This is a genomic window from Photobacterium indicum, assembly GCF_003026215.1.
Taxonomy (GTDB): domain Bacteria; phylum Pseudomonadota; class Gammaproteobacteria; order Enterobacterales; family Vibrionaceae; genus Photobacterium; species Photobacterium indicum.
Genome location: NZ_PYOC01000005.1, coordinates 262,491 through 276,990, shown reverse-complemented (window position 1 = coordinate 276,990; position 14,500 = coordinate 262,491). Strand labels below are relative to the sequence as shown.

General features: G+C 40.1%; 11 protein-coding genes. 8 read left to right on the top strand and 3 right to left on the bottom strand.

Translation table 11 applies throughout. The features are described 5' to 3' along the window. Positions 1-321: 321 nt before the first annotated feature. Positions 322-783 carry a TetR family transcriptional regulator gene (locus C9J47_RS15825; RefSeq protein WP_107254374.1) on the bottom strand — a complete coding sequence of 154 codons (462 nt, stop codon included), beginning with the start codon at positions 781-783 and terminating at the stop codon, positions 322-324. Between the two features lie 278 nt (positions 784-1,061). Beyond that, positions 1,062-1,799, bottom strand: a complete 738-nt coding sequence (locus tag C9J47_RS15820) for a L,D-transpeptidase family protein (protein ID WP_245903493.1) — start codon at positions 1,797-1,799, stop codon at positions 1,062-1,064. Between the two features lie 311 nt (positions 1,800-2,110). On the opposite strand from C9J47_RS15820, the gene C9J47_RS15815 reads away from it, so the two are divergent. Beyond that, positions 2,111-3,805: an AMP-binding protein gene (locus C9J47_RS15815; protein WP_107254372.1), complete on the top strand. Its 1,695-nt coding sequence runs from the start codon at positions 2,111-2,113 to the stop codon at positions 3,803-3,805. Between the two features lie 115 nt (positions 3,806-3,920). On the opposite strand, the gene C9J47_RS15810 is transcribed toward C9J47_RS15815, so the two are convergent. Next, on the bottom strand, positions 3,921-5,564 hold the full coding sequence (locus tag C9J47_RS15810) for a methyl-accepting chemotaxis protein (protein WP_107254371.1): 1,644 nt from the start codon (positions 5,562-5,564) through the stop codon (positions 3,921-3,923). 309 nt (positions 5,565-5,873) lie between these two features. Here C9J47_RS15810 and C9J47_RS15805 point away from each other — a divergent pair, with 309 nt between their 5' ends. The 7 genes from C9J47_RS15805 to C9J47_RS27145 all read left to right on the top strand — a co-directional run bounded on the left by C9J47_RS15805 (position 5,874) and on the right by C9J47_RS27145 (position 14,446). Beyond that, positions 5,874-7,430, top strand: coding sequence for a methyl-accepting chemotaxis protein (locus C9J47_RS15805; RefSeq protein WP_107254370.1), 1,557 nt, complete (start codon positions 5,874-5,876; stop codon positions 7,428-7,430). 227 nt (positions 7,431-7,657) lie between these two features. Next, complete coding sequence (locus C9J47_RS15800; RefSeq protein ID WP_107254369.1) at positions 7,658-9,583, top strand: RecQ family ATP-dependent DNA helicase; 1,926 nt, start codon at positions 7,658-7,660, stop codon at positions 9,581-9,583. Between the two features lie 225 nt (positions 9,584-9,808). After that, on the top strand, positions 9,809-10,159 hold the full coding sequence (locus C9J47_RS15795) for a DUF3316 domain-containing protein (protein WP_107254368.1): 351 nt from the start codon (positions 9,809-9,811) through the stop codon (positions 10,157-10,159). A 367-nt stretch (positions 10,160-10,526) separates the two neighbouring features. Further along, positions 10,527-11,456 carry a TAXI family TRAP transporter solute-binding subunit gene (locus C9J47_RS15790; protein WP_107254367.1) on the top strand — a complete coding sequence of 310 codons (930 nt, stop codon included), beginning with the start codon at positions 10,527-10,529 and terminating at the stop codon, positions 11,454-11,456. Positions 11,457-11,592: 136 nt separating this feature from the next. Beyond that, entirely contained in the window at positions 11,593-13,491 is a 1,899-nt protein-coding gene (locus C9J47_RS15785; RefSeq protein ID WP_107254366.1) for a TRAP transporter permease, read from the top strand. A gap of 205 nt (positions 13,492-13,696) precedes the next feature. Continuing rightward, the gene (locus C9J47_RS15780; protein ID WP_107254365.1) at positions 13,697-13,996 is read left to right on the top strand and encodes a YfcZ/YiiS family protein; all 300 of its coding nucleotides are present in this window, start codon (positions 13,697-13,699) and stop codon (positions 13,994-13,996) included. 285 nt (positions 13,997-14,281) lie between these two features. Next, the gene (locus tag C9J47_RS27145; protein WP_170107523.1) at positions 14,282-14,446 is read left to right on the top strand and encodes a hypothetical protein; all 165 of its coding nucleotides are present in this window, start codon (positions 14,282-14,284) and stop codon (positions 14,444-14,446) included. Positions 14,447-14,500: the final 54 nt, after the last annotated feature.

The window sequence follows — 14,500 nt, the reverse complement described above, 5'->3', positions numbered from 1 at the left end:
TTTCAAACCCTTTTAAGCCTTTGTATTTGGCTGATTCATGCTCATTTTAGAGTGTTGACTCTAAAATACAACTTACTATTGATAGAGCTAATAATCATTCAGTAAATAATTGATGCTTACCCAATGACTAGAACAGAGTACTTAAGAATTAAATTACGCAACCAACTATCGCTAGATCATTGATCGTAGCAGGTTTTATCCGTATTTCAGAAGCAGATAAGATAAAAATTCAAACAAAAAACGGCCTACTTATGTAGACCGTTTTTATTTTACATTATGCCGCTCTTAGGCTTGCTTAACCCGCGCTCATAGAAACTATGATTAACGAGCAAGGCTGATTAGCGATTTGCCCAGCAACCATTCCAATTCTTTAATGCTATCGTCTCCGTAGCGTTCTTTACACAGAGCATATAAACGCTCAATACCACGCAAAGCAAATTCGCTTGAGTTTTCAGCGGAAACAATATGGTGAAATAGTAAGCGTAAGATCGCACGAAACTTTTCATCTTCAAGCGCTTCAACCCAGCTTGCTACAAATGCTTCAAGACCATTATCAAGATTCAATCTTTCAACAAATAGACGAAAGATCCGGCCATCAAGTGCGTTAGCAAAATCTTGCTTTTTCGGAAAATGGTGGCTGATGCCAGTACGAGAAATCCCGGTTTGCTTACTCAATGTTGTATACGACATTTTGTCGTAACCTAATCGTAAAATTTGATCAACAACGGCATCCATAATTGTTTGGATAGTTATCTCAGTATCTTCTTTACTACGCTTTGGCATAATTAGTTGGCTCTGTATCTAGATGTTTTAATCAACAGCTTCTATTGAGTGCAGGCCCAAATAGCTAATGTGATGTTCTTTTAGTTAGTATCTTGGCTAGTATTACAAAATGATATTCCGTTAACTAGTATCATTATCATTTTTTATCAAAACCATAACTAAAAAGCGGTCAAAAATGAAAATCTTCGTAAAACATCACACTTTATAAACGGAAAATTGGGCATTCATGGTTAGCAGTTAGTATCAAAGAGCTATACCTATTAATATTTCAATAGACCCTAGCGTCCAAATTTTTGGGCTTCCTTTTCAATATTCCGGTATAGCTGCATTACCCAAAAGGGTTGTCCGTGTCTAGGAACAAGAGGCCCCTTACGAGGATCTGAAGGGCTAATCACAACTTGCACATTCTGAATTTGAGCTCGCTCAACCAAAAGAAATAGCTCTTCAATGGCAATATCCCCCATAGCTAAACAACCAACAGACTTCGCTTTACCATGAATGAAAATATTAGAACCAGGTCGATTACGCTTTTCTAACTGTGCATATTTTAAATCAAATTCATTGGGGTAATTTAATTGCATTGAAAGGTGGTACTTACTATTAGGGTTCAGGCCGATTACTTGATATATACCCTCAGGAACTTGATGATCACCCTCCCGTAGTTTAGGGCCGGATTTTCCACTGATTTTCGCAATATCATACCGCTTAATATAAACCCAGCTCTCTTCATCTTTTGCCCATAACTCAACTTGCATTTCTTCTTTTAAAGCAAACATTGCTATTTGTTCTGGTGGATATTGAACACCGACTTGTTCAAACATGAGTGAAATACGGGGCTCTAAAATAGGAGAATAATGCTTAACGACATCATTAATAGTTCGATAGCCCTTTTTAGGGGAATCGGGATAATCCCAGTTTGCTTGTACTAACGTGGTTGCCATCGTTAGAAGCGCGGTAAATATAGCCTTATGCTTTAACACATCCATACCATCCATTATTCTTGCTATACAATACATTCACCAGTCGCCATTCATTCCTCTAGCGAATGCTTTATGAAGCAATAATCAACCAATTGCACTGAGCGTTAGATAACAAATAGCAATATAATAAGAATTTTAGTTATTTCAAAAACTTACTAAACACAAAAAAATCATACGCTCGTTTAAAATTTATTGTTACTTTTCTTAAGGATAGCTAAAAGAATACAAAATAAATCACTAATAATTATGCTAACCATCAGAAACACGACTAGAATTTAGACTTGACGGACCAGTTAATAAAGCCTTAAATTTAACACAATAATAACATACACAAGGACGCGATGAATATGACATTACCTCTGCAGACCGAACGTTTAAGGGAAACGCTTATGGCTCAGCCTTTACCTAATGAAATGATCTTAAAGTGGGCGAGTGAACGCCCCAATGAGGTGTACCTACGACAAATAATCAACAGAGAATTCGTTGATTACACATTTGCAGAAGTCGCCGATAAAGCGCTACGTTTAGTCAGTGCTTTACGCGACATGGGTATTCAGCCCGGTGATAAAGTCGCCCTAATGTCTAAAAATTGTGCTGAATGGTTTATTACCGATTTAGCTTTAATGCTTGGCAGCTATATTAGCGTACCTGTATTTCCAACAGCAGGAGCTGATACGGTTGAGCACTGTGTAACACACAGCGAGTCTAAAATCCTTATTGTGGGTAAATTGGATGATGCAAAAGCGGTTAATGCCGTGGTTAAAAAGTATCCTGACTTACCGACGATATCTTTTGCCTATCCAGGTACGCCTACTTGTACTCATGAGTTCAATACGGTGATAGCAAAAAGTTTACCAAGCGAAGAGCGTCCAAAGCATGCTCAAGACGCATTAATGTCAATTGTATACACATCTGGCACATCGGGTTTACCTAAGGGTGCGATGCTCACATACGGCTCTTTTTCATGGTCAGCCCAACGCATTGTCGATCACATTGGAATGCGTGATGGCGAGCGCTTGTTCTCTTACTTACCGCTTGCGCATATTACAGAGCGCGTTTACATTTTCGGTGCTTCTATCCTAGCGGGTATGCAGGTTGCCTTTCCAGAATCACTCGACACCTTTATCGATGATGTAAAAATGCATCGTCCAACGTTATTCATTTCTGTTCCGCGCTTATGGACGTTATTCCAGCAGCGAATTCTTGATAAATTGCCACAAGCGAAACTGAATATACTACTTAAAATTCCATTCATTTCAGGAGTTATCAAACGCAAGCTTGCTGATGGCTTAGGATTAGACAAAGCACGTATGCTTGGTTGTGGCTCAGCACCCGTATCACCAGCCCTACTTCGCTGGTATGAAAGCATTGGGCTTAATATTACCGAAGCATGGGGTATGACAGAATCTTTTGCCTACAGTACGATTAATCATCCGTTCCGTAGCGATAAGATTGGTACTGTCGGTAATGCAGGGCCAGGTGTCGAAATAAAAATTTCAGACGATGAAGAGATACTTGTTCGTGGTATGGGGATCTTCTCTGGTTATTACAAGAACGAAAAAGCAACACAAGAAAGTTTTGATAAAGATGGTTGGTTATACACAGGTGATAAAGGTTTTCTTGATGAAGATGGCTATTTGAGCATTCAAGGACGCCTTAAAGACACCTTTAAAACAGCCAAAGGTAAATTTGTTTCACCAGTACCCATTGAGAAACGCTTATTCGAGCTGTGTAACATTGAAACCATGTGCGTTATTGGATCAGGAATGCCAGCACCTATCTTGTTAGCAATTCCTCATGAATTCCCTAACTTTGACCCTAAACGTTACGAACATAAAATTGAACGTACCATCGAAACAATCAATAAAGAGTTAGAATCACACGCAAAAATCAAAGGTGTACTCATGGTGAAAGAACCATGGACCATTGAAAACGGCATCCTGACACCAACACTAAAGATCAAACGACATATTTTAGAGAATAAATACCAAGGTCTTGGTGATGACTGGCCAAAAGACACGTTAATTCAGTGGGAGAAATAGCAATAATATTGTCAGCTAGTTCCACATTAAAGCTGCAAACTGCGTTCATCTAATGACAAAAGCCGAAGCACACTGAAGAAAGTGCTCCGGCTTTTTTATTTACCATGACATATAGCTATATATTGAATTGACCAATGAGTGTATCTAACCGCTTACAATCACCAGCTAATGCTGCAAATGCTTTTTCTGACGATTGAACTTTAAACACAACCTCTTGACTCTTATCTGCAATTTTCTGAATATTTTGATTAATATCTTCACTGACTTGGCTTTGTTGATTGGCCGCTGTCGCAATCTGCATATTCATTTCATTGATCACTTCAATCGACTGGCTAATTGCATCTAACGACTCATTAGCACTATTCGCCTGATCAACAGTTGCAGTACCACTTTCTTGGCTTCTTGCCATCGCTTGAACAGCATCATGCGCACCACGTTGTAAACGCTCAATCATCACTTGTATTTCGCCAGTACTATCTTGGGTTTTACTGGCTAAAGAACGCACCTCATCAGCAACAACAGCAAAACCACGCCCCTGCTCACCCGCTCGTGCTGCTTCAATGGCAGCGTTTAATGCCAATAAATTGGTTTGATCTGCAATGCCACGAATAACATCTAAAATAGAGGCTATGTTACTGACATCTAGCTCAAGATTCGTAATAACGCCGCTCGATGTTTCAATATCATCCGCTAATTGATGAATAGAAGTGACCGTATTACCAAGAATTCTTTTCGCTGCATTTGATTCACCGGCTGCAGATTGGCTCGCGCTAGCGGCCTCATTTGCATGTGAGCTCACGTTATCGCTTGTTGCACTCATCTCGTGCACAGCGGTGGCAACGTGCGCGCTTTCAGCTTGTTGTTCTGATGCGTTTAACACGACACCTTGTGTTTCTTTTTGAATCTGTTGCGTTTCTTCACGCACAGATTTCATTGTCACCGACACTTCAGTGATCGTAGCGTGGATTTTTGATACAAATTCATTAAACGCTGTGGCTAATTGCCCTATTTCATCACGACTTTCGACAGGCACTCGTTGCGTTAGGTCACCTTCACCCGAGGCAATATTTTCCATTGTTGTAGAAAGCCGCTGTAAAGGCGCAAGAATAATGCTAGATACGAACCATGTAATCACAATAGATAAAATAATGACCACCAGTGCACCCACTTCTAACACAATAATGGTAAGACTAATCTCATCATTCATCTGCTCTTTAAGTTCAAGTTGTGCCTGCTCTATTTGAATACGAATATCTTTATATGCTGCTTGCAACTGATTAAATTCTTTCTGGATCTGTTTCTGATTGTTTTGATAATAATCAGCAGCACTATCAGGATTTTCGGCAATATAGGAGTAATGCGTTAACCATTGACTGTAAAGGGTAGGTAAAGTTTGTACCGATACACGACCCGACGAATTAATAAAACCATTATCAAGCAATAATGTAGGTGATTTAAAACGAGTTAATGTTTTACTGCTGTCATCGTAAAATTCTTGCTGATTATATTTTATCCTATCTTGATCTCCTGCAGCTAAGATCACCCCTTGCCCTGCAGTTATAACCTGGTAAAGATCACGATAACCTTCTTCCATTTCATTTAGCACAGGTTGCACTTCATCACTTTGCAATGCATCTGTTCGTGCTAAATCGTTGAACACAAATAAAACCATACTCAAAATAGCCATGAATACAACAACAATAAGCCCAGTAGGCAACGCAAGCTTCCAACGAAAACTAAGATTATAGAACCACGACATATATTTCCTTTGATTATTGTTTTATCACGAGTGCTTAATATCAGAAATGCACAGGTATGAAACAAGCTGCACCTCATATTCTCGATATGCGATCACTTTATTTCTGTCGTAAAATATTCATTGTGATAATACTGACACATTTAATATTTCCCTTGCTGATAATGTAAGCAAAAATAAACTTGTTATTTTTATTATTTTACCGCCCACACCCGCAACAAACAGAAACACTCCATTAATCTATTGATATTTAATGCAATAATGTGGTTTCATTGACACACAATAATAACATACTAAAAATAAGGTCATTCCGTGTCAGCCACCCTCATAAATAAAGAATCTACCTTTTCTGATAACGAACAATTAGTTTCTACGACAGATACAAAAGGTGTTATTACTTACTGTAATCCGCTTTTTTGTCGGGTGGCTGGTTATAGTCCCGAAGAGCTCATAGGTCAAAACCACAACATTATCCGCCACCCTGACATGCCTAAAGCTGCATTTGCTGATTTATGGCAATGCTTGCGAGATGGCAAAGCATGGAGAGGAATTGTAAAAAATAAAACCAAAGAAGGCGGTTTCTATTGGGTAGATGCATATGTCACACCGATTCACGAACATGGAAAAGTCATTGGTTTCCAATCTGTTCGTGTTAAACCCAAAGCACAATGGGTTAACGTTGCAACATCAGCTTATAAGCAATTACTAAATGCCGAGAAAAAAGGGCGACAGATAGCTTTCTCTTTACCCGATGGCATCAAATACGCGGCATTAGCAATATCATGTGCACTCCCCGTTACAGCAAGCATAATACACACAGGCATGAGCCTACAAAGCGTATTAAGCATTGCCCCTGCTGCCGTTATTAGTTTGTTTTTCCGCCAAGAACTCATTAATACGCCACGTCAGCTGAAGCAGCTTCAATCACGCTATGACAGTGTCAGTCGATTGATTTTTTCTGGTAATGACCAATTTTCTATTGCAGATTTCCATTTAAAATTGATGTCGGCACGTATTCGAACTGTACTCGGTCGAATGACAGATTCTGCTGAACCTTTGCATGATTTAGCCGATCAACTCAGCGATACCGCCAGCCGAGTAACACATGCTATTAGCTCACAAAATGACAATATTCATCATGTTGCGAATGCAGTAAATGATATGTCTGACTCTGCTCGAACAGTCTCAAATCATGCCAGCGAAACCCATTCACTATTAGATGAAACCCGTTTTCACTGCGATCTAACCCGTGTGCAACTTGATTCAACACAAGAAAGCTTACAGCAACTCTCAGCACAAGCCGAACAAGCAACCTCCGCAACGCACCAACTTAGTAGCGAAGCCGGTAAAGTCAGTACTGTCATGTCTGAAATAAGCGGTATTGCCGCACAAACCAACTTACTGGCTTTGAATGCTGCCATAGAAGCTGCACGAGCAGGCGAACACGGCCGGGGGTTTGCGGTTGTTGCCGATGAAGTGCGCGCTCTTTCTTCTCGAACGCAAAATGCGACAGAGCAAATCCAAACCAGCATTGAGCAAATGCTAACCACAATTGAAAATTGGCAAAACCTGATCGAAAGCAATCGTGATAAGACGAACGAATGTGTGAATATCGCAGAGAAAGGTGCTGATTGTTTGCAAAAAGTAGAAACCAATATGCTGACGATTAACAAGCTAATCTCTCAAGTTTCTTCTTCTGCTACCCAACAAGAAAGCTTGTCTAGTGAAATTGGTCAACATATCCATTCCATTGCCGATGCTTCTGAACAGAATCTTCAAGATGTTGCTGACGTAGAAAAAACAGGCTCAACACTAAAAGATAAAGTGGATGATTTTCATCATTTAGCACAGCAATTCGAAGATAAGTAATACCGTTATTAATCATAAAACGGTCAAACATTGAGTACAAAGAAAAATGCCAATACTTGTGTATCCAAGTTACCTCTGGTGCATATTGGCATTTTTACCGATTGATTATCTTGCAAGAAAACTCACTTTAGCTCTAAAAGTTCCACCTATCGGCTTACAACGCTTACTATCTTATTGTCAGTTAGGCTATTATTGCTGTTCATTTGTAAAGTGAGCGCGCACTCTGTATGTATCATCAAACACTTAAAGATTACTTTGGCTTCGATAGTTTACGTAAAGGACAAGAAGACGTTATTACTCGTGTTCTTAACGGGCAATCTGCTGCTGCTATTTTCCCTACAGGGTCAGGTAAATCTTTATGCTATCAATTACCTGCAGTTCAGCTACCTCACTTAACACTAGTGATCTCCCCTCTTTTAGCATTAATGAAAGATCAACTCGATTTCTTGCGATCCAAAAAGATCCCAGCGGCATCTATTGACTCAAGCCAAACATGGGACGAGAGCCAACAAGTCATGCAAGGCGTTAGAAACGGAGAAACCAAGGTCTTAATGATTTCTGTAGAGCGCCTGAAAAACGAGCGTTTCCGTCAGTTTATCTCTCAGGTACAGGTTTCTCTATTAGTGGTTGATGAAGCACACTGTATTTCAGAATGGGGACATAATTTCCGCCCCGATTACCTAAAACTGCCATATTACCGTCAGCTACTTAACATTCCTCAAGTATTGCTACTAACAGCAACAGCAACACCGAATGTCATTCAAGATATGAGTACAAAATTCGGCATTGCAGAGCAAGATATCATTGTAACTGGCTTCTACCGCCCGAACTTAGACCTTACAATTTTGGCTTCCGAAGATGATAATAAGCTAGCAACGCTTTATAAAGTACTTGGGCATCACAATGATCAACCAACCATTATCTATGTCACGCTTCAACAAACTGCAGAAGCCGTTGCCGTTGCGCTAAATCAACAAGGCTATCAAGCACAGGCTTATCACGCAGGAATGGATAGCGACCGACGCCAAGCTATTCAACATGAGTTCATGAGCGGCAATATCAACTGTATTGTTGCCACCATCGCATTCGGCATGGGTATAGATAAGTCCAACATTCGTAAAGTGGTCCACTTTGATCTTCCTAAGTCGATAGAAAATTACAGCCAAGAAATTGGCCGTGCAGGACGAGACGGCGAAAATTCTGAATGTACCGTTATAGCCAATAAAGCAGGGCTGAATGTTTTAGAGAATTTCGTTTATGGTGACACACCCGATCTAGATGCCATTGCATATATATTAGATGAAATTAAAAACCAGCCTGCCGCATGGGAAGTCATGCTGACTCGTCTTTCTAAAGACAGTAATGTGCGTTTATTACCGCTTAAAACATTGCTGGTTTATCTCGAGATTCATAAGATTATCGAACCGCAATTTACGTATTTTGCTGATTATCGATTCAAATGCAACCTAACACCTCACGAAATATTGGCACATTTTCAAGGTGAGCGACGCCAATTTGTTGAAAATATTTTCGCTTGCTCATCTAAAGCTCGCACTTGGTACACGGTTGATTTTGAAGCACTCTGGAATAGCTGCCATGCAGAACGTAAACGAGTAATAACCGCTATCGACTATTTTAGTGAAAAAGGCTGGATTACATTAGAAAGTAAACAAATGACCGATGTTTATCGTGTCGTTAATAATCAATATGATGTGAATGAAGAAGCGAAGAAGCTGTTTGATTTATTCCGTCAAAAAGAAAGCAGTGAAATCAAACGTATTAATAAGATGATCAGCTTCTTTGAAAACACGCAGTGTTTAAGCCACGACCTTGCGAGTTACTTCGCCGATAATAATGCACCCAAGCAATGTGGTCATTGCTCGGTCTGCCGCGGTGATATTGCTGTTCTTCCACCAGCACTTCCGCTACCAGAAACATCTGACAATGTACTTAAAGCTTGGTGTGATCCATTTTTAGCTGCATGTACAACTACGCCATCAGCCGCCGCAATTACTCGCTTTTTAAATGGTATGACATCACCATTAAACACTAAAGTAAAAGCGAGACAAATGAATGGCTTTGGGCAGCTAGAAGCCTATCCGTTTGGCGAGACTCGTGCGCTAGTTTGCAAGGTTTATTCACTTCAAGAATAAACATCCATTGTAACAACCAACCCATCTTTACAGACAACGCCAGCGATTATGCTGGCGTTTTTCTTTGCGGTATTCAACGTTTATCTTTTGCACGGCAATTGTTCAACAGAAAAAGCGTATTTCATGAAATAAATGCAATGTAAGCAGGTCTTTTAGATTAGGTACCCAATCATTTTATGACTAGAAATGGTCAATAACTATGTTATCTAATTTGAGGAATGAACGATGAAAAAGTTAGCTTTGCTATTCATAGCACTTATATTCAGTTCAAGTACTTTTGCCTTCTCTTGGGACTCAAAAGAAGAAACCCGAAACCTAACTGCAGGGATCAGTGATTCAAAAGAAGGAGCGTACAATTTAGGTCATAATTTTGCCTCAAACATTCAGAAAGAATCACCAAATAAATTAAAAAGAACGTTAGGAATATATGAATATGGGCTAGAAACTAATTCGATAAAAGTTGAAAGTTCACATGTGGAGGTTGACGAAATTTCAACAGCAAAAGGACAAGTTAAATACCGTGCAATGGTCAATATAAATTATAGCTATGATGTAAGTGGTCCAAATAGTCGTTAGTTTCGAGAAGGTCACAACAACAAACTATCAACCTAACTTTAACACCAGCACAAACAGGAGGCCCACGCATTGGCTTCCTGTTTTTCTATTTCATCCCTTCCATTTCTTCACTAGATTGAATTACTGAGATTTTTACGTATTTTCAATATGCTGAACTGGAAGAAGTACGCCTATTCAATAATCTACTTCGGTGATGTCTCATTTCCGCCGCTTCAACATTGACCATTAACAATAACAAGCCCATAACATTCAGAGTGTAAAAACTCAGCACCTACATACTCATATTCGCTACATAGCAATTATGCGTTACTAGGTTAGCTGTCTAACTAGATAAATACATTTCAATTTAAAAAGGAGTTTACGCACAATGTATCAATCTCTAAAAACAGGGCTTCTTGCATTAACACTGGCAGTGTCGCTACCTGCTGCTGCTGAAAATTACACAATTGGCACTGGAAGCCAAAGCGGTACTTATTACCCGTTAGGCGGCATTCTTGCAAAGGTGTGGAGTGACAGTATCGATGACTTCAACATGCGTGCTGAAGTAACAGCGGCATCGGTAGAAAATGTTATTAAAGTATCAAGCAATAAGCAGTTAGCGGGTATTGCTATGGGTAATGTAGTTTTACAAGCCTATGAAGGAACAAAACCTTTCCCACGAAAAATGGATGTATCGGTACTCTTTGCCCTTTACCCAAATGTGGTTCAATTCTTGGTACCTGCCGACTCAGACATCACGTCAATTGAGCAGCTAAAAGGTAAACGTGTATCACTGGGCGCACCGGGGTCTGGTACACGAGTGAGTGCCATTAATATTTTAAAAACATTAGGTATTGAAGAAGGTGATGTGAATGGCCAAGCCCTGAATTACACTGCAACAACCAATGCATTAGCGAATGGTCAGATTGATGCTGGTGTTATTGTTGGTAGCCTAGGTGTGGGCGCGATTACTGAATTAGCCCTAACCCGTAATATCCGTATTCTGTCATTCACTGATACTGAACTTGCGAAGATCGTTGAAGCAAATCCTTCATACCAAGGCCTTGATGTACCGGCTGATACGTATAAAAACGTGCCTGACTTTAAAGCACCAGCGGTATGGAACGTACTTGTTGCAAACAACAAGATGGACGAAGAGCTAGCTTACGATATGACAAAGGCCGCTTTCGATAATATCGATAAAATTCGACAAGTGATTGGTGTGACTAAATTCACGACAATTGAAAATATGGGGCAACTAAAGGGAATTCCTCTTCACCCTGGTGCTCAAAAATACCTAAACGAACAAACCAAGTAAATCCTTTTAATTATGTTAGCTCAGGCTAGCTGAATTCAGGTCATGAGTTCGATAAAATAAGAGCACTTGTTAATCACACTGGTGCTCTATTCGTTCTGCATTTTCGGTTCACTCGTTTAATTGCACGGAGTAAGCGATGACGACAACCTCTTCATTCCGCCAAGTATTGGCAGACAAAATCATGTTCGTTTCAACAATCGCAGCGATTATTCTATCTGCATTTCAAGTATGGCAAGGTATTACAGCAGAGCTTTCTGCCCCTATTTTCCGACCGATTCATCTTAGTTGGGTACTTATTTTAGTCTTTCTTGTAAAACCTTTAGTTCATATAAACAAACACCCTCACCTCTACTTACCCGCTCGTTTAATTGATATTACCTTTGCTGGCCTCACTATTTGGGCTGCACTTCGAGTTATCCAATTTGATTACGATGATATTAGCTTTTTGCTTGATGGGCTAAGCAATGCAGATCAACTAGCAGGGGTGATTATTATCGCTTTGCTACTTGAGGCAACCCGCCGAACCGTTGGGCTTGTGATGGTCGCTATCGCGGTATTTTTTCTTGGGTATGCTTTATTTGGCGACATATTGCCTGACGTAGTCGCGAGTAAAGGGTTCTCGGTTGAAGAAATCATTCGTTTTCATATTTTTTCAACCAATGGCGTTTTCGGTGCCCCTCTGGCTATTGCGGCCGGGGTTGTTTTCATTTTTGTGTTATTTGGTGCTTTTTTACAAGTAAGTGGTGCGGGTCAGTTCTTCATTGATGGTGCATTTTCGGTGGCAGGGAAATATCGAGGAGGACCTGCAAAGGCAAGTGTCATTGCATCTGCTGCATTGGGGTCAATATCTGGTTCAGCCATTGCAAACACCGTCACCACAGGTGCACTAACGATTCCTATGATGAAGAAGCTTGGGTATAAACCTGAGCAAGCGGCAGGTATTGAGGCAGCAGCGTCTACTGGTGGCCAAATTATGCCACCAGTTATGGGAGCAGGTGCTTTTGTTATGGCACAATTTACAGGCATTCCATACAGTGAGATCTTACTCGTTTCGATTGCACCTGCCATTTTGTATTTTGGCTGTACACTGCTTTATGTGCATTTAATGGCGTGTAAACTCGGTTTGCAAGGCATGGATACCGTAGAAAAATTAAGTGTGGTACTTAAACAAGGTTGGCACTTTTTAGTCCCGTTACTTTTTATAACGACGTTACTGTTAATGAGCTACTCCCCTGTTTTAGTTGGTGTCGCAGGGTGTGCAGCTATTCTTACCGCAGCGATGTGCCGAAAACACAGTCGACTAACTTTTCGTGTTTTCTTACAGGGTATGAAAGAAGGCGCTCTTTTAGCACTACCTATTTCAGTTGCATGTGCAACGGCTGGTATTGTGGTTGGTGTGGTTGGCCAAACGGGTATTGGTTTGCAGTTCACCCAATTTTTGATTGCTCTTTCTGGCGGTCATTTATGGTCTGTTTTAGGCTTGATAGCCATCGCTGCCGTTATTCTTGGTATGGGGTTACCTGTAACAGCTGCGTACATCGTTTTATCCATAATGGCCGTACCAGCCTTAACTGATCTTGGTTTGGGTTTACTTACCGCTCATATGATTATTTTTTGGTTATCACAAACATCAAATGTTACTCCCCCTATCGCTCTCGCAGCATTTGCGGGTGCAGGTATTGCCAATGCTTCCCCTATGAAATCAGCGATTCAAGCCTTTAAGCTCGCGCAAGGTTTCTTCCTCATTCCAGCCATGATGGCTTTTTCAGGGCTCATTTACAGTGGTGATAACATGTCTGGATTTGTCTTTGCCATTATAACCACTATCGGGCTAATTCTAGCCTTTGCAGGAAGTATTGAAGGACGCCTCATTAATCCACTATCATTGATAGAACGGAGCATTTTATTCATGTTAGCCGGCGGAATTATTTTTACAGATAGCTGGATACGTATAGTCGGTGTTGCCATTATTGCCGCCATAGTGTTGTTTAATATGCGATCTCAAAGTAGCAAACTTGCTACTTCAAACGATTAGTAAAGCACTTGTAAGTACCTAAGGCTATGCTTTAGGTACTTTTTTATGAATGAATAAACATGTATTTTATGAATTAACACGTAATCCTCAGGAACAGTGCATCCTATGATTAAAAACAGTAAAACTTACTTTTCACAATTTATGAATAGCGATCTAGGTCACGACGTTTTAGAATAAGCCCATAAAACCAATAGGGATTAAAGTCATGACAAACGAAGAACAAGAATTCCAAGCCTGCGACGCTTGCGGCGTTTCTGCAGAAATGGGCTTTATTATCAAAGAAGGTGACGATGTAGCTGAAGTATCAATCTTCGCTCAGAGCAAAGTTGCTTTAGAAAATGAATTCAACAACTACCTTGCACTAGCCAAGGAAGTGAATGCTAACTTCGAGTATCAAGCATCAGAGCTAACAGAAGAAAGCACAGAATTAACAGCACGCATCAAATTTGAATGCAGTGCTGAAAAACTGATTTTTGAATTAAAGAGCCGTTCTTTAGCTAAATAATCAACGCTATGTTTTGAATGAAAAGCCGACTTCTATCTGAAGTCGGCTTTTTTATTGATAATCTAAACTATATTTAATACGACATGCTTTATAGCCATGCACTGTGGTCTTTTCACTTTGAGTTGTTATGCAAAATTGTGCTAGGTATTACAATAAGCATTCAAATACTTTATACGAATTTTCTCTGGTAATGCACTTAGTTTTGTATGAGAATGATCGCATATAAAAATTTTGTAAAAAATCATTTAATACGCACTGTCGCGAGTATTGAAAAGGAGATATTCAATGAAAGACAATAAAGCGAAAATAATTTCTAGCTGGAAGCCAACTAATCCACGTGAGTCAGCAGCAATGAAAGAGCTGTTAATGACTGAAATGGGCGTAACAACAGAGCATCACCAAGGTGGTACAGGTAAAATCGCGCCTAACTCTGGACGTGTTATTCGATAAATCTCTCTCTTCCCCCTATGAGAGATATAAAACGCAGTGGTCTACACTGCGTTT